The 26,380-nt window shown below is 38.3% G+C and carries 23 protein-coding genes and 1 pseudogene; 19 read left to right on the top strand and 5 right to left on the bottom strand.

Going from position 1 to position 26,380, the window contains the following annotated elements; all coding sequences use genetic code 11:
- Positions 1-291 precede the first annotated feature (291 nt).
- Positions 292-981 (bottom strand): FHA domain-containing protein, encoded by a 690-nt coding sequence (locus tag DIS06_RS05065; protein ID WP_110112155.1) that lies wholly within the window; start codon positions 979-981, stop codon positions 292-294.
- Between the two features lie 213 nt (positions 982-1,194).
- Here DIS06_RS05065 and DIS06_RS20070 point away from each other — a divergent pair, with 213 nt between their 5' ends.
- Complete coding sequence (locus DIS06_RS20070) at positions 1,195-1,350, top strand: hypothetical protein (protein WP_162595886.1); 156 nt, start codon at positions 1,195-1,197, stop codon at positions 1,348-1,350.
- A 67-nt stretch (positions 1,351-1,417) separates the two neighbouring features.
- Here DIS06_RS20070 and DIS06_RS20065 read toward each other — a convergent pair whose 3' ends face one another.
- Together DIS06_RS20065 and DIS06_RS20550 are read right to left on the bottom strand one after the other, a co-directional pair.
- Positions 1,418-1,585 (bottom strand): hypothetical protein, encoded by a 168-nt coding sequence (locus DIS06_RS20065; protein WP_162595885.1) that lies wholly within the window; start codon positions 1,583-1,585, stop codon positions 1,418-1,420.
- Positions 1,537-1,692: pseudogene (locus tag DIS06_RS20550) on the bottom strand (nucleosidase); the annotation flags it as partial. The gene DIS06_RS20065 and the pseudogene DIS06_RS20550, both read right to left, overlap by 49 nt.
- A 185-nt stretch (positions 1,693-1,877) precedes the next feature.
- On the opposite strand from DIS06_RS20550, the gene DIS06_RS05055 reads away from it, so the two are divergent.
- The 4 genes from DIS06_RS05055 (at position 1,878) to DIS06_RS05040 (ending at position 5,772) form a co-directional block, all read left to right on the top strand.
- Positions 1,878-2,558 (top strand): response regulator transcription factor, encoded by a 681-nt coding sequence (locus tag DIS06_RS05055; protein ID WP_204166766.1) that lies wholly within the window; start codon positions 1,878-1,880, stop codon positions 2,556-2,558.
- A complete protein-coding gene (locus DIS06_RS05050; protein WP_110112152.1) occupies positions 2,558-3,937 on the top strand; it encodes a sensor histidine kinase in 1,380 nt (459 codons plus the stop codon). The genes DIS06_RS05055 and DIS06_RS05050 overlap by 1 nt, the downstream gene beginning before the upstream one ends.
- Positions 3,938-4,012: 75 nt before the next feature.
- On the top strand, positions 4,013-5,098 hold the full coding sequence (locus DIS06_RS05045) for an ABC transporter permease (protein WP_110112151.1): 1,086 nt from the start codon (positions 4,013-4,015) through the stop codon (positions 5,096-5,098).
- On the top strand, positions 5,098-5,772 hold the full coding sequence (locus tag DIS06_RS05040; protein ID WP_110112150.1) for an ABC transporter ATP-binding protein: 675 nt from the start codon (positions 5,098-5,100) through the stop codon (positions 5,770-5,772). The genes DIS06_RS05045 and DIS06_RS05040 overlap by 1 nt, the downstream gene beginning before the upstream one ends.
- 65 nt (positions 5,773-5,837) lie before the next feature.
- On the opposite strand, the gene DIS06_RS05035 is transcribed toward DIS06_RS05040, so the two are convergent.
- On the bottom strand, positions 5,838-6,935 hold the full coding sequence (locus DIS06_RS05035; RefSeq protein WP_110112149.1) for an AI-2E family transporter: 1,098 nt from the start codon (positions 6,933-6,935) through the stop codon (positions 5,838-5,840).
- Positions 6,936-7,074: 139 nt separating this feature from the next.
- Complete coding sequence (locus DIS06_RS05030; protein WP_110112148.1) at positions 7,075-7,731, bottom strand: hypothetical protein; 657 nt, start codon at positions 7,729-7,731, stop codon at positions 7,075-7,077.
- A 183-nt stretch (positions 7,732-7,914) separates the two neighbouring features.
- Here DIS06_RS05030 and lepB point away from each other — a divergent pair, with 183 nt between their 5' ends.
- The 14 genes from lepB (at position 7,915) to DIS06_RS04965 (ending at position 26,378) form a co-directional block, all read left to right on the top strand.
- Complete coding sequence (gene lepB, locus DIS06_RS05025) at positions 7,915-8,472, top strand: signal peptidase I (RefSeq protein WP_110112147.1); 558 nt, start codon at positions 7,915-7,917, stop codon at positions 8,470-8,472.
- A gap of 133 nt (positions 8,473-8,605) precedes the next feature.
- Complete coding sequence (locus DIS06_RS05020) at positions 8,606-8,812, top strand: hypothetical protein (protein ID WP_110112146.1); 207 nt, start codon at positions 8,606-8,608, stop codon at positions 8,810-8,812.
- A gap of 179 nt (positions 8,813-8,991) precedes the next feature.
- Entirely contained in the window at positions 8,992-9,921 is a 930-nt protein-coding gene (locus DIS06_RS05015) for a ring-cleaving dioxygenase (RefSeq protein WP_110112145.1), read from the top strand.
- A gap of 127 nt (positions 9,922-10,048) precedes the next feature.
- On the top strand, positions 10,049-10,204 hold the full coding sequence (locus DIS06_RS20545; protein ID WP_239421885.1) for a hypothetical protein: 156 nt from the start codon (positions 10,049-10,051) through the stop codon (positions 10,202-10,204).
- A complete protein-coding gene (locus DIS06_RS05010) occupies positions 10,204-10,677 on the top strand; it encodes an S-layer homology domain-containing protein (protein WP_239421908.1) in 474 nt (157 codons plus the stop codon). Before DIS06_RS20545 ends, DIS06_RS05010 begins: the two co-directional genes overlap by 1 nt.
- Positions 10,678-10,914: 237 nt before the next feature.
- Positions 10,915-11,757, top strand: coding sequence for a C40 family peptidase (locus tag DIS06_RS05005; protein ID WP_110112143.1), 843 nt, complete (start codon positions 10,915-10,917; stop codon positions 11,755-11,757).
- A 648-nt stretch (positions 11,758-12,405) separates the two neighbouring features.
- Entirely contained in the window at positions 12,406-14,088 is a 1,683-nt protein-coding gene (locus DIS06_RS05000; RefSeq protein ID WP_110112142.1) for a hypothetical protein, read from the top strand.
- 306 nt (positions 14,089-14,394) lie between these two features.
- On the top strand, positions 14,395-14,688 hold the full coding sequence (locus DIS06_RS04995; protein WP_110112141.1) for a WXG100 family type VII secretion target: 294 nt from the start codon (positions 14,395-14,397) through the stop codon (positions 14,686-14,688).
- Positions 14,689-14,779: 91 nt separating this feature from the next.
- The gene (yukD, locus tag DIS06_RS04990) at positions 14,780-15,019 is read left to right on the top strand and encodes an ESX secretion system protein YukD (protein WP_110112140.1); all 240 of its coding nucleotides are present in this window, start codon (positions 14,780-14,782) and stop codon (positions 15,017-15,019) included.
- Between the two features lie 14 nt (positions 15,020-15,033).
- A complete protein-coding gene (essB, locus tag DIS06_RS04985) occupies positions 15,034-16,371 on the top strand; it encodes a type VII secretion protein EssB (protein ID WP_110112139.1) in 1,338 nt (445 codons plus the stop codon).
- Positions 16,372-16,386: 15 nt separating this feature from the next.
- Complete coding sequence (essC, locus tag DIS06_RS04980; protein WP_110112138.1) at positions 16,387-20,862, top strand: type VII secretion protein EssC; 4,476 nt, start codon at positions 16,387-16,389, stop codon at positions 20,860-20,862.
- A complete protein-coding gene (gene esaA / locus DIS06_RS04975; RefSeq protein ID WP_110112137.1) occupies positions 20,859-23,669 on the top strand; it encodes a type VII secretion protein EsaA in 2,811 nt (936 codons plus the stop codon). Before essC ends, esaA begins: the two co-directional genes overlap by 4 nt.
- Positions 23,670-23,694: 25 nt before the next feature.
- Positions 23,695-24,132 (top strand): type VII secretion protein EssA, encoded by a 438-nt coding sequence (essA, locus tag DIS06_RS04970; protein WP_162595884.1) that lies wholly within the window; start codon positions 23,695-23,697, stop codon positions 24,130-24,132.
- A gap of 617 nt (positions 24,133-24,749) precedes the next feature.
- Positions 24,750-26,378, top strand: coding sequence for a C40 family peptidase (locus tag DIS06_RS04965; RefSeq protein WP_110112135.1), 1,629 nt, complete (start codon positions 24,750-24,752; stop codon positions 26,376-26,378).
- Positions 26,379-26,380: the final 2 nt, after the last annotated feature.

Genomic DNA, 26,380 nt, shown 5'->3' with positions numbered 1-26,380 from the left:
TTTTAATAGATAGATAGCTGTAAATATTGCTAAAAAAACGGTGATTAATTGACTAGGGGCAAAGACCTCCTAGTTGATTAATCCCACAACCCCTATTGCCAACATATACAGTAAATCAATAGTAAACGATTTATTTTGAATCATAAAAGGTTTGAAAGAAAGTATTTGGTGGTGACCCTACAAAATGAGAGTTTTTATTTTGATTACCCCTTGGCTAAGAAAGGATAACATGTATGAGCACTCTAACATTCACAATGAGAAGAAATTATTTCATTATGTCCCAACCTCGTTCTATCGTTGTGTATACTCCACTTTTTCATTTACATGTAAAATGTATCCTTTTCCACGGATGGATTCGATGGTGATGTAGTCTTTTAGCTGTTTGCGAATACGGTAAAGCAGAGAGGCCATTTCTTCTGAACCAACACTTGGTACTTCTTCATCTTCTAAAAGACGCTCGGGCCAGACGCGCTTTTTAATGTCGTCTTGGGAAACAAATTGTTCTTGTTGGTGCAACAGCATTTCTAAAAACTGAAATTCTTTTGCTGAAAACGGATAGGTTTGGTCATCTACATAGACCATTTGTTTAATCGGTTCGAGTGTTAAGGATACACGATGTGCTACGCTTAAAAGCGGTGTAAGGTCCATTGTTTCATCTAAGTTCGTTGACAAATAAAAAGAAACCATCGCATTTGCAAGTGTAATTTTATCAGAAGCTTTCAGCACTACAGGAACGTGAGGGTCTAATCTTACACCATTTACTTCTGTTCCATGTTTACTAGCTAAGTCCATGATGAATAGTTGATTTTCTTCCATATAAATACAAGCATGTTTTCGAGATACAAACGCATTGGTTAGGGCAATTTGTGGTGTCCAGTCATCTCGTTGTCTGCCAATAATCATATTTGTTTGTTGCAATGAAATCGAAGACCCTGCCTCAAAAGGAGGGGCTTGTTCGACGATTAAATAGAAAGAGTTCATGTTGTACCTTCTCCATTTTTTGATTTGTCAGAATCTTATTATGTAAATATCATGTTCATTCTATTGAGGAAGAATGATAAATTTTATACTATCAAATTACGCTTTCACATAACACCTTTTTTCAAATGTTCGTACTAAGGGCTCACATATTTTATTTTATCAAAAATGATCTTATATAAAAAATGACATGTTACATAAATGGAGGAGATACAAATGAGAAAAAAGCGAAAGAAGTTATGGCTTGCTGTTAGCTTTATTATTGCCGTTCTACTTGTCGCATGGAAAACTCCGTCCGATGCATCGACTGTACAAAAAGCAGTGAAGTTTTTAAAAGATGGCAAGCTCGATATGCTTTTATATAAAAAGTAAACAAGGAAACAAACGATTTTAATCAAGTAATTGTTAACTGTTAAAAAGCTAGAGGATAATAAAACCTCTAGCTTTTTTGTGTCATTTGTTCGATGTGGCGTTCTAGCTCTTTCATGTTGTCGATGAGGGCGTCTGCATCGGCTAATTCTTCTTTCGTCCCAAATCCAAATGTGCAACCAATGGCCGTACACCCATAATGCTCTGATACGTTTGTAGTGGAGCGGGACCCGACCATTCTCCTTTTTCTCTCAACGTGTGAAACGTTTGTTCAAGTGCGACTTCTAAAATCGTATTTGTTTGAAAAAGCGTGCCGTCCATATCGAAAATAACTGCTGCTTTCATTGTGTGACCTGTCCTTTCTTCTTAGCTTTTCAGAAAATATTTCCATTATTTAATGTACCGTAGTATGTTTTAGTTGAAAAACGAAAACGTTCACGAGATGTTCGATTGACGACAGTGACGAATAGAGAGTACGTTTTAATAAAGAGCACTTATGATGATCCTAGTAAGATATGAAGCAAGGAGAGATATGTATGAGAACAATTTTAATAGCAGACGATGATGCATCTATTCGCAAGTTAGTGAGCATTCATTTACAAGAAGCAAGCTATGTTGTGATACAAGCAGAAAATGGGGAGACCGCTTTACATAAGCTAGAACATGAAACGGTTGATCTTGCAATTGTTGATGTGATGATGCCGGTGATGGATGGATATACGCTTACAGAAGAAATTCGGAAACACTTTGACATACCGGTCATCTTATTAACAGCAAAAGGTGAAATTAATGACAAAGAAAAAGGATATGAAGCAGGAACAGATGATTATCTTGTGAAGCCGTTTGAGCCGAAGGAGCTATTGTTTCGCATAAAGGCGTTATTGAGAAGATACGAAAAGGAAAGTCATCCTGTTTTAACATTAGGTGCAACGACGATTAATAAAAAAAGCTATGAAATAAAAGTAGAGAATCGTGTTCTTTTGCTGCCTTTAAAAGAGTTTGAACTTCTTTACTTGCTTGCTTCTCACCCAAATCAAGTCTTTTCAAGAAATCATTTAATTGAAACGGTGTGGGGGATGGATTACGAAGGAGACGAACGAACCGTCGATGTGCATATAAAGCGATTAAGAGACCGGTTTTCTTCCATAACCAATGATTTTCGAATTAAAACGATACGTGGCATCGGATATTCTATCGAGGCGAAGCGATAATGAAATCTCTTTATAGTAAATTTACGATAACGACGATTGTCATTATGTTAGGGAGTGCAATGCTTGCGTTTGCTCTTTCAAATATGTATTATCAACGAACGTTAAAAGCTGAAACGGATGAGAAGAATATGGCCTTTGCAAAAGAAATGACCGATTATTTGACATCTCAAGAGAAGCTCGATTTAGCTCGTTATTTTGAACATATCGCGTCCATTGGGTATCAGCTATATGTTGTAGATGAAACCGGAGAAGGTACATTTTACGGTTCCTCTTTTCGAGATAAAGCATTATCGACTTCTGTTCAACAAAAAGTACTAAATGGTGAAGCTTATCATGGGATGGCTTTATTTCCGAGAGAATTTTTTGTGACCGGTTTTTTCGCCAATGAGTTAAAAAATACAGTTGGTGTTCCGTTTCAATACGACAACAAATCGTATGCGCTTTTTATGCGACCGAATATTAAATTACTTTTCAATGAAATTCACCTTTTATTCGGCTGGTTGTTAATGTTAACGATTTTATTTAGTATCGCCTTTGTGATCGTTAATACTCATTTTCTTGTAAGACCCATTTCAAAGCTGACATCAGCAACGAAGCAGCTCGAGAAAGGTGATTTTTTAATTTCACTTGATATTAAACGTAAAGATGAAATTGGTACATTGGCGAATCGCTTTACGGAAATGGCCAGTAAGCTCGAGCAATTAGATGATATGCGAAAAGAATTTATCTCGAATATTTCACATGATATTCAATCACCCCTGTCAACCATTCGTGGCTACATTAACTTATTACAAGGGAATTCATTAACAAGCGAAGAAAAGCAAGAGTACATTGATATTGTCAATCGTGAAATTCATCGTTTGTCGTTGCTGACAAAGCAATTGCTGCTCCTTGCGTCATTAGATCAGCGAACGGATTTAGTCGATAAGGCAGACTTTTGTTTGACACAGCAACTGAAGGATGTTATTCGTCAGCATCAATGGGCGATAAGTGAAAAGAATATTATGATGAGTTATTCACTGAAGGATGTAGACATAAAAGGAGATGCACAGCTTCTTTACGCAGTATGGGATAACTTATTGACGAATGCAGTTAAGTATAATAAAGAAGATGGAAGTATTGTGGTTTCAGTGATAGATGAAGGAAAGAATGTAAAAGTGATGATAGAAGACACGGGTATTGGCTTGTCAGCCTATGAACAAACTCGTATCTTCGATCGTTTTTATCGTGCAGATGTCGCAAGAACGCGAGAAGTCGCAGGAACAGGACTTGGTTTATCAATTGTTCATACGATTGTGAAACTACACGGGGGAGAGGTTTATGTGAGCAGTGTAGAAGGAGAAGGTTCGACATTTACGGTTTCCCTTCCTAAATTGTAACGATTTATTCATCTTCCGTTCATATTCGTTTCGTACAGTTACAAACGAAGTGAACAAAAGGAAGGTGAATGTTTGATGTTGTCTCTTGCATTTAAGGAAATGCGCTTTTTTAAACTCAAATATGTATTGGTGAGCTTTATTCTCTTTTTTATTGCGTTCCTCGTTTTTATCATTAATGGGCTAGCAAATGGTTTGTCTAGTGATAATGCGTCTTCCATTCAGCAAATGGCTGCTAATACTTACTATATGCATGAAGATGCTAGTCATCGACTCGACCGCTCGACGTTTACAAAGGAGCAGAAAGAACAGGTAACAAAGCAATCAGCTGTGGAGCCGCTCGGCGTTCAAATGGCATCACTGCAACATGAAGACGCCAAAGTAGATGTCACCCTAATGGGGATAGAGTTTGATAGTTTTATTCATCCTGAAGTCATCGAAGGTATTTCGTTATCTCAAAACGAACCCCACGCTGTAATAGTTGATCAGTCATTAAAGAAAGACGGCGTTCAAATTGGTGACACACTTTATGAAGAGCATGCTGATGTTACGTTAACGGTCGTTGGCTTTACAGAAGGACAAACATATAGTCACACACCTGTTGTCTTTATGAACCTTGATGGGTGGGAAGAGATGATAGCAGCAAAAGGAAACGTATTTTACAATGCATTTGTCATTCACGATAATGAACCTATTGTAAAAGAGGCTTTAGGTGTATTAATTGGTGACGGAGAGTGGGTTGAAAAAGATCAGGTTGTTCAAAACATTCCAGGTTATTCAGCAGAACAAACTTCTCTTTATATGATGTTGGCGTTTTTAATCGTCATTGCGGTGTTTGTACTCGGTGCATTTTTCTACATTATGACCATTCAAAAAATAAATCAGTTCGGCATTTTAAAAGCACTGGGTGCAAGAAGTAGCTTTTTAATTGCTCTGACACTTATGCAAGTCATCGTGTTATCAATTGTGAGTATTGGTTTGGCAATGATTTGTACACAGCTGACGCAAGGCATTTTGCCAGCAGATATTCCGTTTGCATTGAATACGCGCATGATGCTTAAGCTATCAGGCACGTTGTTGCTTGTTTCATTATTTGGCTCGTTGCTTTCTAGCTATAACATTGTACAAGCAGATCCACTAACAGCGATGGGGAGGGCAGAATAATGAATAATGTACCTTTACAGTTACACAATGTCACGAAAACATTTAAAGATGGTGATAAAGACATAGCGGTGTTAAACAGTGTATCGTTTCAAGCAATGAAGGGAGAGCTCGTAGCCATTTTAGGTCCATCTGGTTCAGGAAAGAGCACATTTTTATCGATTGCAGGTTTACTACAAGGATTCGATGAAGGTGAGATGTTCATAAATGGTCAAAGCGTCGCTGCGCTAACCGAAAAAGAAGCAGCTAAGCTTCGCCTTCATGAACTTGGCTATGTGTTTCAAGCATCTCATTTAGTTCCTTATTTAAACGTACATGAGCAGCTTGCACTGATGTTTCAAATGGCGAAGAAAAAAGTGAGTCGGAATCAAGTCGATGGATTACTGCATGCGGTGGGGTTAAGTCATCGCAAAAATCATTATGTTCATCAACTTTCGGGTGGAGAGAAGCAGCGAGTGGCCATTGCCCGTGCGTTTGTGAACAATCCTTCCATCATTTTAGCCGATGAACCGACTCCAAGTCTTGATTCGGAGCGAAGCTGGGACATTGTTGAGTTGCTTGCAAACGAAGTAAAAGAGCGAAAAAAAGCAGCGATTATGGTTACTCATGATGAAACGGTATTGCCACTATGTGACCGTGTTTATTATATGATGGATGGACAGTTAAAAGCTCAGTAAAAAATCATTTCAAGATAAAGCCGGCACCTCCACTTGCTGCAAGAGGTGCCGGCTTTTCTTTTACTTTATACTGCATCATATTTATGACGCGATCGTAATTTGACGAGACGTACGATGTTTAAGACGATTGTTTTTGTCATTGCATACACAGGTACAGCTAAAATCATGCCTAGAATACCAGCTAAGTTTCCAGCGACGAGTAAAAGTAAGATAATCGTCAATGGATGAATGTTTAGCTTTCGACCCATGATGAGTGGAGAAATGACATTTCCTTCTAACTGTTGAACGATAACGATGACACCGACAACGAGCATAGCTTTTGTTGGGGAGTCTAGTAAGCCAATAACAACAGCTGGTGCCGCGCCAATAAATGGTCCTAAGTATGGAATGATATTAGTCACAGCGCCAATTAATCCGAGTGCAAGTGCAAACGGAAGGCCGATAATTAAATACCCAATAGACGCACACACTCCGACAAATAGCGCAACGAGCATTTGACCTTGAATGTACGTTGCGAGCGTTTCAGTTGTTTCATCAATAATGCGTAGTCCTTCTTCTCGATACGCTGCAGGAACAAATTTAACGGCAAGCTCGGGTAAACGATGTCCGTCTTTTAACATGTAAAATAAAATAAATGGCACGGTTACAATGGTAAGCGTAATATTTGTTAAGACGCTAAAAATAGCGGTAACACTGCTTGTAAATCGTTCAGTGAAATTAGAAGAGAAATTGAGCAATGATTCTTCAATTTTATCAAGAGAAACGTATTCTTGTTCGATAATCCACTTAAATCCTCTTGTTTCAGAAACATTATCTAATACTTCACGACTTTCCGCTACGTATGTAGGCATTTCATCAATAAAATCATTTGTTTCTTTGGAAAGAGCAGGACCAAGTGTCACAACAGCAAGTGTAATGAGTCCAACAAATACAGCATATAAAACGATAATAGCAACGGTTTTTGGCACCTTTTTTCGCTCTAAGAAAAACACAATCGGGCTAAATAAGAAATATAAAAATCCAGAGACAAGAATAGGGAAAAAGAGCGTTGTGAAAAAAATGACGATTGGTTCAAAGACGAATGAAATCTTTGTACATAAGTAAATAAAGAGGGCGATTAACACAAGTTGAATCGTCCAAAATTGAACTTTTGATTTGGTCATAAAACCCCTCCAGGATGGCAAGATGTATAAGAGAATTATTACCCTAAAAAGAAGAGCCCAAAACGCTCCCCATTAAAAAAAGAAAAGCTAAGTCAAATGGATGCTTGTTGCTCCTTTTGACTTAGCTTCTTGTACGCTGTTAACTTCCTTTTACAACAATCGTTTCTTTTTTGTTTTCATTGTTTTCTTTCCACTTCACTTCAATTGTCCCAAATGTAATGTCTTTTTCCACTGCATTCACGTCTTTTACATCATACGTTTTCAAGTTATTACCAAGTAAAGTATCAACAGAGATAATGTTGTCACTGCTCGTTTGCCCAATTGGTTGAACAGTTGTGTAACTTTTTACTTCTCCATTTTCTTCAACAAATTCAACAGTACCTTTCCAGCTTTTTGTTTCACCTGTTAATGTTTTAAGCGGTTTATTCGTTGTGTTTTCCTCTTTTTTTGCACTCGAGTGAATGAACGACAAAATATCGTCTTTCATCATCGACATGGCGTAATCACAGTAATAGTCATATGTAATTTGATTCGATTTTAAGGCAGCATTTAGCTGTTTAAACTGATCTTTTGAAAGGGCAAGCAGAAGGGCTTGTTCTTCTATACCGCTAGCTTCAGCAATTTCTTTGATCGTTTTTCCACTTTTCCATTGTTGCGTAAAGTCTGCTTCATTAATTTGGAGGATGTGATACAGTTTGTCTGGTTTGTATTGATAGTGAAAAGGTTGTTCTGCATAGCTCATTCCACTACTTAAAAATAAGAAAAGGAGAGAGAAAATGAGTTGTTTTTTGAACATAGACACCGACTCCTTACAAAATGAATAGTTGAGATTAGCTTTCGTTAATTTGGTTGATTTATACTTTTGGATAAAATGATTTGTCCAAAAAAAGGACTTTATGAGTACAGTGACGAATAAACATGAAAAGAAAGCTCAAGGCATAAATACAATTGATGATTAGCGTGATAAAGGAGAGAGAACATGATAAACACCAAGAAGCAAGAGAAGGATTCTTTCTTTTCATGGGTAAAAACAGTATTGCTTTCAATCGGTTTGTTTCTATTAATTAAGAACTATTTATTTGCACCTTATATAGTGGACGGTGCATCAATGGAACCGACACTTTATAATAATGAACGACTATTTGTGAACAAAATTGCGTTTATGATCGGAGATATTGACCGACAAGAAATTGTCATCATCAAAGATTCACAGCAACAAACTCACTATGTCAAACGAGTCATCGGATTGCCGGGTGATGTGGTGGAGATGAAAAATGATGAGTTGTTTGTGAATGACGAACTTGTTAAAGAACCATATCTATCTATATATAAAGAAACAGCTAATAGTCAAGGCATGCGCTTGACGGGTGATTTTGGTCCAATTGAAGTGCCAAAGGAACAATTTTTCGTTATGGGTGACAATCGCTTGCGCAGTATGGATAGTCGCAATGGATTGGGTCTGATTTCCCAAAAAGCAATTGTAGGGAAAAGTGAATTTGTCTTTTTTCCAATGAGTGATGTTAGAAGTACAAATTAATACTCTTTTTTGTAGACAAAGTGAGAAAATTCTGGTATATTAAACTCATAGTCTTTTATCATTATTCGGTGTACTACTGTGGAATAACCCCAGATTTTCTGTGGGTTTTTTGTTTTTTAGGAGGGAACGAGAAATGAAAAGAGGCCATATTGTTTTTACAATGACCGCGGTTATGATGATTTTTTGTTGGGATGAGCTTTTTAAATATATAGCTTTCTTCGTTCCATTGGAAACGTTCTATGAGATTGGTTTAATGATTGTTCTGTTTTTGACAGGGGTTGCTGGAGCATTAATTGCTTCGAAGAAAATGACCGCTTTGATGAAGGAAAAAACGATGTAAATGAAAAAACATATGCGTTGTATTGACACATATGTTTTTTTTCTTATATAATTATCTCGAATTAAAGATATTCTTTATGGTTATATCTCGAATTGATACTACTTTAAATAAAAATATAACGCAAAACACCGATAGTGGGGAATAATGAAAAAACAAATAGAAGGAAAGGGGAATGAATGATGAAAACATCAGGCATTCATCACATTTCAGCAGTAGTAGGGCATCCGCAAGAAAACATCGACTTTTACGCCGGAGTATTAGGGTTACGCATGATTAAAAAAACGGTAAACTTCGATGATCCAGGAACGTATCATTTATATTTTGGTGATGAAATAGGTACACCGGGAACCATTATGACATTTTTTCCGTGGGATAACGCTCGCCAAGGACGTATCGGAACAGGACAAGTTGGGATTACAACATTTGTCGTACCTGTAGGGGCATTGCCATTTTGGATGAAGCGACTCGAAGAGCATCACGTTTCGTTTAAGCAAGTGGAACGATTTGGTGAAGATTCACTTCAGTTTCAAGATCCACATGGCTTAAACGTAGAGATTGTCGCACGAGAGCGTGGGAAACAAAGTGAGTGGGTATACGAAGACATTACGTCAAACGAGGCCATTAAAGGGTTTGGCGGGGCAACGCTTTATTCAGCTCAACCAGAAAAAACGGCTCATATGCTTGAGCATGTGTTAGGGATGGAACGAGTAGGAGAAGAAAGCGGAATTATTCGTTTTCGAACGCCAAGTGACCTTGGAAACATCATTGACATTGACAAGACGATGGGGGCACGTGGCTTAATGGGAGCTGGAACGGTTCACCATATTGCGTGGCGTGCCGAAGATGATGACAATCAGTTAGCATGGAAGTCTCATGTGGAGGAAAGTGGATATGGTGTGACTCCTGTTCAAGACCGAAACTACTTTAATGCAATTTACTTTAGAGAACATGGTGAAATTTTATTTGAAATCGCAACAGATCCACCGGGATTTTTAGTTGATGAACCGTTCGAGCAGCTAGGAGAAGAATTAAAACTTCCACCACAATACGAACCACATCGTGAGCAAATTGAAGCCATTTTAATTCCGGTAAAAGTGCCACGTTCATAAAAAACTTTGCCTGTCAGAAACGATGGGCAAAGTTTTTTGAATTTAGACAGGAAAAAAGTCTTAACAATGAATCGGTTTTAATAGATAATAGCATGGGAATATTTTCTAGTCAAAGGGAGAGGATTTTTTGAAGAAAGTAATGATCGTGTGTGTATTTGTAATTGCATGTATATTTGCACCATACGAACAATACGAAGGACATGCAGCGCCAGCGACGAAGGTAGGAGTAGTAGCGTCACATTTAAAGATTTATCAACGTCACATTGGGAACATGCCGATGTGATGCAGATGTATTATAGTGGGGTAGTGAATGGAAGTAGTGGTGTATTTCGACCAGAATACAAGACGACAAGATTAGAAGCGGCAACTGTTCTTGTAAAAGCATTAAACCTTTCAACAGCAAACCGCCCGAACCCGAATTTACGGGATGTAAAGCCTGGTCAACCAGGATATGATATTGTTGCGACGGTTGTAAACGAAGGGATCTTTAGCGGTTCAAACGGTCATTTTAACCCTAATAGCTATTTAACAAGAGAGCAAATGGCTAAAATTTTAGTAAATGCGTTTGAGCTAACAGGAAATGAAAATCTACCGTTTACTGATATTAAGCAAGATCAATGGTCAAGAGAATATATTTCGACGTTACTAGCTAATAAAGTAACTACACCAAGCACGCACTACAAGCCATCTCAACATACAACAAATGCGCAATTTATCTCGTTTGTAAGAAGATCGTTAGTGTCAGGTGTAAAATAGTCTATATTTCGTTAAATAGAAAGGCTTATTTGGAGAATGCCTTTTAAAAAATGCGGTGGGGAGATGTGACATTTCTCACCGTATTTTTTTGTTGACTAAATTGATGACGGTGTATAAATGGTTTTCGTTGGATGTAACGTTACAATTACGTTAAAAACAAAGAAGAAAACAAGTTTTCGGAAAAAAGTTTGCTAGAATAGGAGCGAATCAACAAGTGGAAAGAAAGGAAGATGTTACATGAATGTACATAAGACGTTAATCGCAAGTGTCGTTGGCTTTGGGCTTATGTTGCCTATTTATGAAGGAGGTTCCATTATGCAGCCTACAAAAGTAGAAGCAGCAATCGATACAAGTGAAGTAAGTCGTGAGGCGAAGGTGTTGCTTGGAACTCCTTATCTTTACGGAGGAGAAACTGTAAGTGGATTCGATTGTTCAGGGTTTGTACAATATGTGTTTGAGAAAGTTGGCGTGTACGTACCTCGCTCAACCGATCAACAGTGGCAAGTAGGAGAAACGGTTGCAAAAGCCAATTTGCAAGTAGGTGATGTTGTCTTCTTTAGCAATACATATCGTGAAGGGATTTCACATACTGGTATTTACTTAGGTAATAATCAATTTATCCATGCACATCGTCAACGTGGTATTGAGGTTGCCAACTTAACAAGCACTTACTGGGCAGAAAAATATACGGGTGCAAAGCGATATAATGCGTTAGAGATTACGAGTGACAGCAACATCGTAAAAGAAAGCATGACACACATTGGAACGGAGTATACCAAGGGTGGAGTGACACCGAGTGGTTTTGACACAGCAGGGTTTGTACAATATGTGTATAAAGAAGCAAAAGGGATGACCATTCCAAGATACGCAAACGATCAATGGGAAGCAGGCAGTTATGTCAAAAAAGATCAATTACAAGTAGGGGATATCGTCTTCTTCAAAACATCTGTCTTAAATCCAGCCATCTACATTGGGAACGACTATGTCATTCATGTAACGCTTTCAGAAGGTGTGCGTATTACCAATCTCAAAGTTGACAGTTATTGGGCGGATAAGTATGAGGGTGCGAAGCGATTTTAGGTAACCGAAAATTTTTTTGAAGTTGACCACGCTTTTCCAACAATAAATAATGTAGTTTGTTTATCCTAGTACGAAAAAAGTCACGATAACTTGTTTAAAATAAGGTGGCCCTCTCACTTTGTTGATATAACGGCTATGAATCCATTTGTGGATAAGGAGATGTTTGAACAGAGCTTTTGCTTGCTCTTTTTAGGACATCTTCTTTTTGATCTGCAATTTCTCTTTTTCTCACAACTATCACTTTTTTTAGCATCGCATATGATAAGTTGACGAATTGACAGTGAGAAACGAGGGACAAAGATGAGAGACGATTTTATTTTTAGAAATAACCGCGATAACAATCGTAGACGGGATAATGATAGAGAAAGGGAGAATAGTCGAACAAGAGACAACAACCGAGGACGAGAAGAGAACCAGGAGCATAATCACAATGATTTAACTGATAAAAAGCCGTGTTCATGTGGCAAAAAACCATGCTCGTGTGATAATAAGCCGTGTTCGTGTGATGAAAAAAAAGATCCATGTCCATCCATTTGTAATTGTGAGAAGTGTGTAGAATTAAGAAAGTCGTGCTATTACCCGTGTAGATGCAAAAAATGTCATAGCTCATCAAGTAAGCCGTATTATCCATGTACGTGTGATGAGTGCTTGAAAATAAAAGGGGCATGTTCGCATCCTTGTAAACTACAAAAAGTTGCAAAGCAAGTTGTTATTCAAAAGCCAATCCAAGATGGACCGGAACAAAAGCAAGAACAAGATCAACAAACGATTCAAAAGCCAAAGCAAATAGGACCAGAACAAAAGCAAGAACAAGATCAACAAACGATTCAAAAGCCAAAGCAAGAAGGTCCTGAACAAAATCAAGAACAAGACCAAAATACCGTTCAAATCCCTATTCAAGACGGACCAGAGCAAAACCAAGAACAAGACCAAAATACCGCTCAAATCCCCATTCAAGACGGACCAGAGCAAAACCAAGATCAAGAGCAAAATACTGCGCAAATTCCAGTACAAGACGGACCAGAATTAAATCAAGGTCAAGAGCAAAATACTGCGCAAATTCCAGTACAAGATGGACCAGAATTAAATCAAGGTCAAGAGCAAAATACTGCGCAAATTCCAGTACAAGATGGACCAGAATTAAATCAAGGTCAAGAGCAAAATACTGCGCAAATTCCAGTACAAGATGGACCGGAAGTGGATCAAACTCAAAATACAACACAAAACCCTGTTATTTTCGGACCAGAACCAGATCAGAATGTTGATCAACAAACGGATACGATTACAACGTTAAATACAACAACGACGACCACACCAAGTACAACGGTCACCCCAAATACAAACTTGAATACAACAACAACGACAACTCCAACCACAACCGTCACACCGAATACAACAACAACTCCTACGGCGAATCAAAGTGCTGATCAAACGCAAACGGGTACACAAACGCAAGATGGGACACAAAATCAAGGAGCTCAAAATCAACAGCAATCACACGGAGATCAAACACAAGGATCTCAAACCATCGCCGGACACACGAATACTTCGCCATTAAACAATAGCCAAACAATTTCAACTCCTACAACGGTCAGTGGTGTAACAGTAAATGTAGAATGCAAATGTAACAAAGAGAAGGTGAACAAAATTTATAAAAAGAAAAATCGAAAATGGCGTAAAGATAAATGTAATGACTCTTGTGCAAAGGGATGCAAGCCGTATTCGAAAAACTGTGACTGCGACTGCTGTGACAAAGCATTAGCCGATTTATTAACACGTTTACAAGCGTTTCAAGCGAATATCATTCCACCAGAAGAAAAACAAGTGGATATTTATTTAAATACAACCGTGACCCCAAATCCAATTACAAATCAAGTGATTACCAATGTGAATGATTGTGCGACCGTTACGTTTAGGGATGCAGATAACCCATTACCAACGCCCAATACAACGTTTCAACTATCAAAAGTGGCAGGAGTTCGTGCAGAAGATAATGTAACAACGACAACAGATGCATTTAGCTTTTTAGTGAATTACGCCAATACTTGCCCTAATTTAACTGATTCGCAAACGACATGTAAGTGTGGTTCATGTTCTGGTCAACCACGCTGCTGTGAAGCGAATACGTTAGCAACTGATTTGCAAAGTTCAATAACGTTTGGATCAAGATTGAATCTCTACATTAAGGGGTTACCTACAACGATAGATGATGTGTATGTTTATCGAATCTGTGGCTGTTTGGCTTTCTTTGTTGATGATTTAGTCACACCTACAACTATTTACGCCTACACATTATGTTCAATTAGCGGTTTTACCGTTCCAACCCCGTAACGTTTGACTTTCGATTCGGTAAAAGTTAGATTTGTTTAGGGCTAGCAGTGTTGACAAAGTTGAAGGACTATTTTGTCAACACTGCTAGCGTAATTTATTAAAAATTATGACTTATTGTGACAATATTCCTGAAAAAGAAAAAGTAAATGTGAACAAAAGATTGGTTTTTTCTGGTTTCGTTTGGTGAGGTAAGAGGTATATGTAGATATATGTACTCATTTTTTGCGAGTTTGCTAAGAACCTTTGACCAATCGCGTGAGTTTTTTTACAATTATAGTAAATACATAACTAAAGGAGAGATGGGGAATGTCAGGGATTATTCGCGTTACACCAGCTGAACTTCGCGACATGGCATCACGTTATAATAATGAAAGTGGTCAAGTACAAGAGTTAGTAGCTCGCCTTGATTCAATGAAAAGTCAATTACAAGATATGTGGGAAGGTGCGTCAAGTGATGCATTCGCAGCACAATACGAAGAGTTAAAACCTTCTTTCGTACAAATGGCTAATCTACTTGCAGATATCTCTAAACAATTAGGTGACTCTGCTAATATTCTTGAAGACACTGACAACCAAATTGCGAGCCAAATTCGCGGTTAATACTTCATCTGAAAAAATCTAATGAAATGTCAGAGGAGCGCCACATTCTTAGTGATGAAGGCGCTCTTTCTATGTTTTGAGGTGTGTACACATGTATATTGAAGTGACAATTGATTTAAAGCACTATACAGGAGAGCGGTTTGATCTGCGTTTATCGAACTATCATTCAATTAAAAAAGTAATTGATATTGTCTGGCAAACGAAGACCATCTCTCAAGCGCCGAGAGAAGGCTATTGGGTGAGAGTCCCAAATAAAAAGATCGTCCTTTCAGGAAATGAGAAAATGGTCGATTGTGGCATCAAAACCGGCGATTGTATTGAAATTCTTTGAGGGAGTTTATTCGCATGTCTGAGAAGAAAGTAACCTATTTAGAGCAGCGAACAGAAGCTGTTATGACAAAAGAAAAAGAAATGTACACGTTCACGTTCCAAAAAGAAAAAATTCGATTAGGTCACGTTTTGGAAGTCGAGATGCTAAAAGACGTTCACCCGTTTTTTATATGTGACATCTTAATGAACGAGAACGAGTTAAAGATTCAACTTCAAACACCTCGTACATTTAAGTCTTTTAGTCAATTAAAAGCAAAACAAGAGCTTCAAAAATGGCTGTTTAGTTACCAACTAGTCAAAAAGGTGGAGCAACATCACCATTCGCGCTTGCACCTTCTTGTTTGTCCGGAAAACATTGTGTTTGATCAAGGTGGCATGCCTCACTTTCTTCATTACGGAGTAAAAGAAAGTATTCCACCTTATGAAAAAGAAGAAGGTCGTTTGTTTGATGAATTAAAAGCAACGATTGCAGCAGCCGTTGATCGTACGCATTCGTTCTATGAATATCTAACTCAATATCAAACTCTTCAGCTATCAGAAAATGCACAGAGAGTGATGGCAAGCAAAAACATAGACGAGCTTGAAGCAGTCATTGAAAGAAAGATAGATGAGTTAGAGAAGAAAGAGCGTCTATTTGTAAAATTACCGGAGAAACAATGGAAGTGGCTTCGTTATACAACAGTAGGAGTAGGGGTTTTACTTGTTCCTGCACTCGGTTATATGGCGTATAATCTTTTCTTTCAACAACCAAAACAAGAAGCTTTCATGGGAGCGAATGAAGCGTTTATTCAACAAAAATACAGTGGTGTAGCAGATGAACTAGAAAATTATCAAGTAGATGAGATGCCACCAGTTGTTCAGTATGAATTAGCGTATTCATATGTCATGAATAAAAATTTACCTGATACAGCGACAGACAATATTTTAAATGCCCTTACCCTTCAATCTGATCCAAGTTACTTTGCCTATTGGATTCACATAGGTCGTGGTGAAGGAGAAGCAGCACTTGAGATTGCGAGAGCGCTAGATGAACGAGATTTAATTATTACGGCGTTAAATACATACGTCAATGAATTAAAGTCAAATCAGAAATTGTCTTCGGCAGATCGTCAAAAGAAGTTAGATGAAGCCCGTAGAGAGCTTGATGAGTTTAAAGAAGAAATTAAACGTGAACAAGAAGAAGCGGAAAAAGAAGAGCAATCTACTTCAGCTACGCCATCGGAGCCGGCTAAACCGGTAAACCAACCGATTGAACAGCCAGCAATTGATCAATCAACTAAACAACCAGCGGCAGAGCAGCCTGTACAACAACCGGAACCGAAAGAACCAGCAGTAGAGAAAAATCCATCGTAAGCGGGAGGTGAAACAATGACGACTCTATGGCTGTTTTATCATGAAACGTATCAACAATTATCCATTGATCCTGTTCATTTTAAACGAGTGACAATTGGTTCGACTCAACGTGATACAGTCACAATTCCGAGCTTTCCATTTGTAAATGGATCGCTAACATTAACAAGAAATGCACAACAGCAAGGTTTTACACTTGTTCAGCAAGAGAAAGTGATTGGGGAGCTACGTGATTATGAACCTCACACTCTCTCACAACAGAATGAACAATTAACGATGTTAGTAACGCCGACACCTGTAAATAAAGGCACTTATTATATCGGAGGACGCTCAGAGTTAACAATATCAACGAGTGAGCATGGAACGATTTGGCAAACTGAGAGTTTGTTGCATGAGGGAACAGACTTGCGATTGGCTCGTATAAATGGAAAATGGTATGTTACTCCAGAGGCAACCACCGTTTATGTGAACGGGAAGAAACGACGTGAGGTGTATCCGTTACAAGTAGGAGACATCTTACTTTGGTCAGCGATGACTCTGCGATTAGTCGAGGATGACTTACTTGAGGTCGTTGCATGGAAGGAGTTTCAAACGACATTGTCAATTGCGGAACAGCCGGTTTCTGAAATGAAAAAGAAGTATCCATTTTACAGGCGAACACCCCGTATGATTTACGACTTGCCAACGGAAAAAGTTCAGCTTTCGTTTCCATCTCAAGATTCAGATGATAACAACAGAAGTTTATGGCTCACAATTTTACCTCCACTTGTGATGTTGCTTGTGATGGGAACCATTGCAATCATTCAACCTCGTGGGTTGTTTATGATCATCTCGGTGATGATGTTTACAACGACAATGTTTGTATCAACGGTTCAATATTTTAAAGATAAAAAGCAACGAAAAATTCGAAGTGAGCGTCGTAATCGTATTTACACAAAATATTTAGAAACAAAGCGTGAAGAGTTGCATGAAGTATGTGAGTCACAGCGTACGATTTTGCATTATCATTTCCCAACATTTGAGCGAATGAAGTATTTAACAGAAATCATTTCAGATCGCATTTGGGAACGTACAATTGAACATCAAGACTTTTTAGAAGTGCGACTTGGAACAGGAAACGTTCCTGCTTCTTATACGATTGCGATGAACAATAGCGATATGTCAAATCGTGAAATGGATGATTTATTGGAGCAGTCTCAACACATGGAAAAAGTGTATCGTGAAGTTACGAACGCTCCAGTAACCGCTCATTTAGCTCACGGATCGATTGGATTGATTGGGAAGTCATCAACGGTTAAAAACGAACTTCATCAGCTCGTTGGTCAACTTGCTTTTTCGCACAGCTACCATGATGTTCGCTTTGTGTTAATCTTTGATGAGACGGAATATGAGCAATGGGAATGGATGAAGTGGCTTCCGCATTTCCAACTTCCAAACTCATATGCAAAAGGTTTTATATATAATGAGCAATCTCGTGATCAGCTTTTATCTTCACTTTATGAAATGATTCGAGAGCGAGATTTACAAGAAGAGAAGAAGGGGCGTATCTTCTTACCTCACCTTGTCTTTATTATCGTGAATCAATCGTTAATTGCTGAGCATGTTATTTTGGAATATTTAGAAGGTGACTATTCACATTTAGGCCTTTCAACGATTTTTGCAGCAGAGAAGAAAGAAAGTTTAACAGATAACATTCACACGCTGATTCGTTATGTGAATGAAAAAGAAGGCGACATTCTTATTCAAAAGAAAAAAGCGGTGACGATTCCATTTGTGCTAGATCAACACGAACGTGAGAATAATGAATCGTTTGTACGCATGCTACGAACACTTGAACATCAAGTAGGAATGACAAATTCAATTCCAATGAGTGTATCGTTTTTAGAGATGTTTCAAGCGAAAGAAGTCGATGAACTACCGATTGCGCATAATTGGCAAACGAGAGAGTCCGCGAAGTCGTTAGCCGTTCCGGTCGGTTTAAAAGGAAAAGAAGATTTAGTCGAATTGAACCTTCATGAAAAAGCGCACGGGCCACACGGGTTGTTAGCGGGTACAACAGGTTCAGGTAAAAGTGAATTTTTACAAACGTACATTTTGTCGTTAGCCGTTCATTTTCACCCTCATGAAGTTGGTTTCCTTTTAATTGACTACAAAGGTGGAGGAATGGCACAGCCGTTTAAAAACATTCCTCACTTACTTGGAACGATTACAAATATCGAAGGAAGTAAAAACTTTAGTACGCGTGCCTTAGCTTCCATTAAAAGTGAGCTAAAACGACGACAACGTTTATTTGATCAATATGAAGTGAATCACATTCATGACTATGCAGACCTTTACAAGCAAGGAGTAGTATCAGAGCCGCTTCCGCATTTGTTTTTAATTTCTGACGAATTTGCGGAATTAAAAAGTGAAGAGCCTGAATTTATTCGTGAACTGGTTAGTGCAGCACGTATTGGACGTAGTTTAGGGGTTCATTTAATTTTAGCGACACAAAAACCTGGTGGTGTCATTGATGATCAAATCTGGAGTAACGCCCGCTTTAAAGTCGCGTTAAAAGTACAAGATGCGACAGATAGTAAAGAGATTTTAAAAAATGCCGACGCAGCATCAATTACCATCACAGGTCGCGGTTACTTACAAGTTGGAAACAACGAAGTGTATGAATTATTCCAATCAGCATGGAGCGGGGCACCTTATTTAGAAGATACGTCGGATTCAGAAGATGAAGTAGCCATTGTTACTGATTTAGGGCTTATTCCATTATCGGATGTATCGACGCAGCAAGAGAAAAAGCGAAACGTATTAGCTGAAATTGATGTGATTGCTGAACGCATCGAACAGACTCAACAAGAGCTGGGTATTCAAAAGTTACGTAGCCCATGGTTGCCCCCACTTGCTGAACGAATTTCTCGTTTTGAGTATGAAGGAGAGCGAGAAGGGGAATTCATGATTGGATTAGTTGATGAACCAGATCAACAGCGACAAGTGCCTTATTGTTATACTATGATGGACGATGGTAACATTGGTATTTTTGGTTCATCAGGTTATGGTAAATCGTTTACTGCGATGACTTTATTAATGAGTTTTGCAGAAGCATATAGCCCTGAAGAGCTTCATTACTATTTATTCGACTTTGGAAATGGCACGTTGTTGCCACTTCGTCAGTTGCCTCATACAGCTGATTACTTTTTAATGGACCAAACACGCAAGATTGAGAAGTTTATGCTCATGATGAAAGAGGAAATGATTCGTCGTAAGCAACTGTTCCAACAATACGAAGTAAGCAATATTAAAATGTACAACGCGTTAAGTAATACAAAGTTACCGTTATGGTTCATTACCATTGATAACTTTGATTTATTAAAAGATGAAATGCAAGATTTAGAAATGCAGTTTACGCAATTTGTACGTGACGGACAGTCGCTTGGTATTTATATCATGTTTACCGCTACACGTATTAACTCAGTTCGTCAAGCTGTATTAAACAATATCAAAACGAAAGTTGTACACTACCTTATGGATAGTTCAGAAGCGTATTCCATTCTAGGACGAGTTCCATATAAAGTAGAAGCGATTCCTGGTAGAGCGATCGTTAAAACGGATCAGTCTTTCTTTACACAGTTGTTTTTACCTGCAAATGGTGAAGATGAGTTTACAGTATTAGAGGAAATGAAAAAAGATATTCAACGATTGAAACTGAAGTACGAAGGCGAAGAGTTACCAGAGCCAATTCCAATGCTTTCAGACAAATTGTTGCTGCATGAATTTATGACAAATCGTCGTCTTATCCGTGAACGTGGTGTCATTCCAATTGGTCTTGATGAGGAATCAGTAAGACCTGTGCATATGAACTTAAATAAAAGCAAGCACTGTCTCGTGATGGGACAAGGTCAAAAAGGAAAAACGAATGTGTTGCAACTTATTTTACACACGTCTTTATCGCAAGACATTAAAATGCTTGGTTTATTTGATGCAATTGATCGTGGACTTTCCTCATTTGCAGCTGAAGAATCAATCCATTATATCGAGACGAAAGAGCAAATTGTTTCGTGGTTAGATCAAGCCGAGGCGATTCTTTCAGAGCGAGAACACTCGTATTTAGAAGCTGTACAACAAGGGACGGTTCAATCGCTAACATTTGAACCGCTATTGCTTGTGATTGATGGATTTGCTCGTTTCCAAAAAACAGTGGATGCGCTTATTCAAGAGCGAATGACAAAGTTGATGAAAAACTATACGCATCTAGGCTTTACAATTATTGCAGCAGGTAGCCCAACAGACTTCTCAAAAGGATTTGATTCGCTAACTACAGAGTTAAAGCAAGTAAATAAAGCAATCTTACTGATGAAGAAGTCAGAACAAAGCTTGTTTACGCTTCAATATGATCGTAAAGAAACAGATATTTATCCTGGGTTTGGTTATTATGTTGAGAATGGAAAAGCAACACGAATTCAAATCCCATTATGCACGAATGAAAGGAAGATTTTGGCATGAGTGAACAATGGAAGTACGGCTTAAAAGTCGTGTTAGCCGTTATGATGATAATGGCGCTTCCTGTTTTCTTTTTTCAATATATCGGAGACGATCCGTTGCGAGTATCAGAAAATGCCACACGAAAAATTGCAGTGGTCAATGAAGATCTCGGTGTTGGAGGAGAAGATGGAAAGAAAGGTTTTGATTTAGGTGCAAGTGTTGCACCGATGCTAGCCGAGGATTCAAATTTTGAATGGACCGTTTTAACTCGTGGAACAGCCAATCAAAAATTAAGAGAAGGAGAATATGATGCAATCATTTATGTTCCTTCAGATTTTTCGAAAAATACGCTTACGTATACAGAAGAAAAGCCGCAAAAAGTATCCTTGCAGTACCGTGTGAATAATCAACTTAATGCAGCAAATAAGCAACGAGTTGTGCGTGAGCTAGAAGCGGCATCTGCAAAAGTAAGTGACGATATTACGTCGCGTTACTGGAATTATGTGTCACAAGAGATTAATGACTTACGTGGTAAGTTTGATAGTATTTTAGAAAAAGAGATTCAATTTCAACAAACAATGCTCTCTTTTTATAAGCCGAGTTCAAAAGATTTAGCAGGTGAGTTAGATAATCAAAAGAAATTACTTGAGCAAATTCAAGGAAATATCCAAAATGCTGAAACGGGTTCTGATAACCGTAAACAAGATGTGCAACAAATTGAACAAAACCTCGTGGATTTCATTGAATACGTCGAACAATATCGGCAGTATCAGCAAACACAAGAGAGTTTGTTACAAGAGGCTCAATCATTAAGTTTGCAGAGTGTGGAAGACACACTAGAGGGTGTAGGTGCTCGTGAATCACAGTCGAAAGCTTTGTTAAGTAACCAAGGAACTCAAATGATTGATGGTCTCTCTTCTCTTGAAGAAAGACTGAATCAGCAAGTCGAAATGGCTGATGAGTTGCAATCGGCTCAACAAAGCCAAGCATCAGTTCAAGAAAATAAAATGAAAGCTTTTAATGAGGAGTTACTTCAACAATATCGTCAACAAGAAGCGATTGCCATGTTCAATGAACTTGAAAGGGCATTGCTTCCGCTACGTGAACAGTTAGAGCGTTCGGGTTCAAATAACCCTAGTCCTGAAAATCCAACTGTTCCTGATGATGAAATTCCTCCATCTGATGAAGGAGGTTCATTACAACAAGAGCGAGATGAGTTAACAACGATTGCAACTGATGTAACGCAAGCAAAAGAAACATTAGAAGCGATGCCTGGTGAAAAGACAGAAGAAGTAACCGGGGTTATCGCATCATTAACAGAGCTACGTTCACGCATTCAAGTGGTGGAGCAAAATTTAGCGAATAAAGAAACGAATGAGGCAAACAAAGAGCTTCGGCAACAGCTTCGACAGCTCACTGAACAATATACAACTCTGCTTGGTCAATATGAGCAAGCCGTTCAAAACAGTGGTGTGGATGTAACAGACATCGTAAAAGACATTGAAGCAAAAGAAGCAACCATTGTTTCATCATCGTTTTTATCACCAGAGCGCAGAAGTAAGCTAAATAGTGCATTTAGCAAAGAAATAAACAGTTCGAATGTAAACGATCTTTTTGCGTATTATGAATATGTATCAAAATACGAACAATCGCTACAACAACTAAGCCGTACAGATACAAAAGATAAAGTATTAAACAGTGATGAAACAACAAGGCGCATTGAATCGGTTTTATTTGAAAATCGACAATCACAAGAAATTAGTAGTGAGCTTCAAGAGAGGTTAACGGTTGCTCAATCGCAATCATCTGCAATTAGTAAAGAAGCAACCACCTTGATTAGTCAATATAGTCAAAACATTAATCAAGAATATGATTTAATGATGAACGATTTATCTGTGATTCAAGATCGTGCATCGAACATTACCGCGATTTTGCAACAACCAGGAAATGATGTCAATCCAGGTGCAGCCGATCAAAATGTTAGTCAACTTGTCACATTGCAGCAAAGCATGGGGCAAGAGCTTCAAGGGTTAGATGATTTGATTACGTCGTTAAGTGAACGACAAACAAATGTTGTTCAATATACAGATGACCTTCAAAAGCAAGTAAACAATGTTCAAGATCAAGCAGACACGTTAAATAGCAAATGGGCAGAAAACGTTGATTCAACAAAGCTAGTTCGTGGCGATGTGTATAATCTATTAAATAACGCATTTGTCAACGGTCAACCAAATGACTCTGTGTATCGCTATTTAGCTAACCCAGTCGAAGTACAAGGAGAGGTACCAGCTGAGAAAATAAAAGAAGTACCGCCTGTAGTTATTTTAGTGATTATTTTAATTAGTAGTTTACTAATTGGGTATTTCATTCATTATTATCATCATGCACCAATCTTCGTGCGTGGTTCACTGTTTGGTCTATTGAACTTAATTGTTGGGTTAATGATAAGTATCTTTAGTTTAAACATTTATACACTTTCAGATGAGCGGGCAATTGAGTGGTCCATCTATACCGTTCTACTCCTTGTTGCATCGTCCTTACTAGTAAACGGAGCCTTTTTAATTGGACCGTTTGTTGGGTGGATTGTATCCATCGCGCTCATTATGTTTTATATTAATCCATTACTATCACTTGCGATGCCAAACTTTTCTTATGAAGATCCGGTTTCAAAGGTGTATATGTCCATTCAATATGACACGTCCACTTTATTTACCGAAGCCATTGTGACATTACTTGGAATCATTTTGGTGTTGATTACCATTCCAGCGGTTTCTGCTTATGTGAAAAAAGGGAAACAAGTGGAGAGTGAAGATACGTATGAAGCGTAAAATGATAATAGGAGGGGCTTTCTTTATGATGGTCCTTCTATTTATACCTATCGTTAAGCATGTTGCAGCGGATAATCATATTGAAAAGCTACAGCCAAATGAATATAAGGAAAATACGATTAACCTAGACCCACGTTCGTCACAGCAAGAAGATAATAAGCAACAATCGATACCGGAAGAGTTCAGAGATTTAACGTTTGAACGAAAAGAGAAAAAGGAAGAAGATCAATTACAGCCCTATTTATTTACCGGAGAGGGGCAAAAGAAAAGTACGCTATCTTCACAAGTCGATGAACTGAATCTATTTTCATCCCCTCCCAAGTCAGGGACTGAAGCAGTTTTACCGGTAGATGTGAAAAGATCAACATCATTAAAATGGGTGCTTATAGCCGTGGTAGCAATGTGTATCGCGCTACTATTTGCGATTCTTTTGCCAAGGTTAATGAATCATCGATCAACCTAGGTCAAAATCATTTAGCACTAACAGACAAGAGAAAAGAACAAGAAGCGGCCATAACAAGAGCAGATTGAGCCGAAAGAAGAGTTCAAAACACCTCTGTTTGGTTTAATTGGCAACATATACAACTTTTTTTGAGACATAAGTGTTTCAATTGATAAGATATCCGAACTATTTTGAGTTATATACTCTTTATAGGTCGGATATTTTTTTTGATTAAAAAATAAGTTTAAAAGAATAGTGGCTGTAGCGCGATGGAACGAACTTGTTGTAACCTAACGAGAAACGTCATTGTTCGTTTTTCAGAAGGAATCATTTTGTTATGTCCCCCCTCTTTTTTGTATGTGAGGTAGGCGAGAACCCTCCATCTTCAATGAATGTAAACAACGAGTAAGTGGGAGTGGTTAGATGGTAAAATGAATCCAATTTATGATACAAATGACTCATTTTGGGTATTTATCTCAATAAACATGTTAATATACCTAGGAAATTAAAAGGATACGCTCTATAATCTGAGTATAATGATATCAATCTATTGAACTACTTATTTCTTTTATAATGGTAAAAAGTAAGCTGATACAAACAATAGATAAAATAGATTATAAAGTAAGGAAGGGTCGGCAATGTTTAAAAACCCAATTAAATTGGCATCCGGTGTACTTAGTGTTAGTTTGCTTTTAACGAGTGCATCACCTCTTTATGCTGAGGCGGAAGTAGTATCTGTACAACAAAGTGAAGATTTATCATCAGTGGTTAAAAAAGCCCTAGAATATGCACAAATACCTATGTATATGAAAGCCGCTGGCAATGATGACTACCTTGATAGTGGGGAGTTTGTACAAGCTGTAATGAAAGAAGCAGTGAGTGTTTATTTACCACAATCTGTTGCGTCTCAATGGCAGCAAGGACAGATAGTACCAAAACAATACCTTCAACCGGGTGATCTTGTATTCTTTACTTCAAGAGAAGGAACAGTGAATCACGTCGGTATTTATCTCGGTCAGGATAAGATGGTATCGTCTAAGCCACTAAGTGGTGTAAAGATAAGTCGGTTTAGCGAACAATCTCATTTTGAAGGTGGAAAACGAATTACAGGTGTAACATCGATGCAAACAGGAGAAGACATCGCTAAGCAAGCATTACAATTAGTCAATGCTCCCTATCAAGAAGGGGGTCAGAGTGAGGAAGAAGGATTCAATAGTTCTGGGTTCATTAAATATGTGTTTGCTCAAGCACTGAACATTCCGATGCCACGATTTTTAAGTGAACAACTAAGTGTCGGTACAGAAGTTGACAGAGGGAACCTTCAACCAGGAGGTGTATTGTTTTTTAGTTCAACAATGGACGGATCACCATCAAGTGCCGGTATCTACATTGGGAATGATAAAATGGTCTACCCATCTCCATCTCAAAACAAAGTTGTGACAACGAGTGTGGAGAGCAGTTCATTTTGGTCAGCACGCTTTTTAAAAGCAAATCGAATTACAAGAAGCACACCTGTTGATGCGAATAATCCTATTATAAGAGAGTCAATGAAGTATATGGGGATTCCATACATATTTGGTAGTGAAGACCCTAAAGTTGGTTTGGATTGTTCCAGTTTCGTACAGCTTGTCTTTGAAAAATCAATGGACATTCACTTGCCTCGTTCTACGGATCAACAATGGCAAGTAGGTGAACCAATCGAGCGAGAGAATCTTCAAGTTGGAGACTTACTCTTCTTTAGTGATACATACCGTGAAGGGATTTCACATGTAGGAATCTACATGGGGCATAACCAATTTATCCACGCCAATCGTAACAATAATGTATCGACCACCTATTTAACGAACAGTTATTGGGGTGAAAAATACACAGGGGCGCGAAGAGTGAATAATTTACGATTACCAAAAGAACATCCAATCGTCTCAGAAGCGACAAAGTTTATCGGAGAAGTTCCGTACCTTAACGGTGGGACAACGCCACAAGGATTTGATACAGCTGGATTTGCTCAGTATGTATTCAAACAATCAGCAAATGTAAGCTTGCCACGTTACGCAAAAGACCAATGGAAAGCAGGGGAGTTTGTGGAAGAGCGAGATTTACAACCAGGAGATCTTGTTTTTTTTCAAGCTACTCATCTTAATCCAGCTATTTATGTTGGAAACGGAAACGTTGTTCACGTGTCACCATCAAACGGTGTGCAAATGACACACTATCCAACAAGTAGCTATTGGGGACCAAAATATGTGGGAGCAAGGCGAGTAAAATAAAC

The sequence above is a fragment of the Bacillus sp. CGMCC 1.16541 genome (assembly GCF_003184905.1).
GTDB lineage: Bacteria > Bacillota > Bacilli > Bacillales > Bacillaceae_H > Priestia.
This window is presented reverse-complemented; position numbering and strand designations above follow the sequence as displayed.

Excerpts from the sequence above, each read along its gene's own strand:
- DIS06_RS20070 (WP_162595886.1), top strand. The coding sequence starts at position 1,195 with ATGAGAAAAAAGCGAAAGAAGTTATGGCTTGCTGTTAGCTTTATTATT.
- DIS06_RS05040 (WP_110112150.1), top strand. The coding sequence starts at position 5,098 with ATGAATAATGTACCTTTACAGTTACACAATGTCACGAAAACATTTAAA.
- DIS06_RS05015 (WP_110112145.1), top strand. The coding sequence starts at position 8,992 with ATGAAAACATCAGGCATTCATCACATTTCAGCAGTAGTAGGGCATCCG.
- DIS06_RS05020 (WP_110112146.1), top strand. The coding sequence starts at position 8,606 with ATGAAAAGAGGCCATATTGTTTTTACAATGACCGCGGTTATGATGATT.
- DIS06_RS05065 (WP_110112155.1), bottom strand. The coding sequence starts at position 981 with ATGAACTCTTTCTATTTAATCGTCGAACAAGCCCCTCCTTTTGAGGCA.
- DIS06_RS05045 (WP_110112151.1), top strand. The coding sequence starts at position 4,013 with ATGTTGTCTCTTGCATTTAAGGAAATGCGCTTTTTTAAACTCAAATAT.
- essB (WP_110112139.1), top strand. The coding sequence starts at position 15,034 with ATGTCTGAGAAGAAAGTAACCTATTTAGAGCAGCGAACAGAAGCTGTT.
- lepB (WP_110112147.1), top strand. The coding sequence starts at position 7,915 with ATGATAAACACCAAGAAGCAAGAGAAGGATTCTTTCTTTTCATGGGTA.
- esaA (WP_110112137.1), top strand. The coding sequence starts at position 20,859 with ATGAGTGAACAATGGAAGTACGGCTTAAAAGTCGTGTTAGCCGTTATG.
- DIS06_RS20065 (WP_162595885.1), bottom strand. The coding sequence starts at position 1,585 with ATGGTCGGGTCCCGCTCCACTACAAACGTATCAGAGCATTATGGGTGT.
- essC (WP_110112138.1), top strand. The coding sequence starts at position 16,387 with ATGACGACTCTATGGCTGTTTTATCATGAAACGTATCAACAATTATCC.
- DIS06_RS05010 (WP_239421908.1), top strand. The coding sequence starts at position 10,204 with ATGCAGATGTATTATAGTGGGGTAGTGAATGGAAGTAGTGGTGTATTT.
- DIS06_RS05030 (WP_110112148.1), bottom strand. The coding sequence starts at position 7,731 with ATGTTCAAAAAACAACTCATTTTCTCTCTCCTTTTCTTATTTTTAAGT.
- DIS06_RS05050 (WP_110112152.1), top strand. The coding sequence starts at position 2,558 with ATGAAATCTCTTTATAGTAAATTTACGATAACGACGATTGTCATTATG.
- DIS06_RS05035 (WP_110112149.1), bottom strand. The coding sequence starts at position 6,935 with ATGACCAAATCAAAAGTTCAATTTTGGACGATTCAACTTGTGTTAATC.
- yukD (WP_110112140.1), top strand. The coding sequence starts at position 14,780 with ATGTATATTGAAGTGACAATTGATTTAAAGCACTATACAGGAGAGCGG.
- DIS06_RS04995 (WP_110112141.1), top strand. The coding sequence starts at position 14,395 with ATGTCAGGGATTATTCGCGTTACACCAGCTGAACTTCGCGACATGGCA.
- essA (WP_162595884.1), top strand. The coding sequence starts at position 23,695 with ATGATGGTCCTTCTATTTATACCTATCGTTAAGCATGTTGCAGCGGAT.
- DIS06_RS04965 (WP_110112135.1), top strand. The coding sequence starts at position 24,750 with ATGTTTAAAAACCCAATTAAATTGGCATCCGGTGTACTTAGTGTTAGT.
- DIS06_RS05005 (WP_110112143.1), top strand. The coding sequence starts at position 10,915 with ATGAATGTACATAAGACGTTAATCGCAAGTGTCGTTGGCTTTGGGCTT.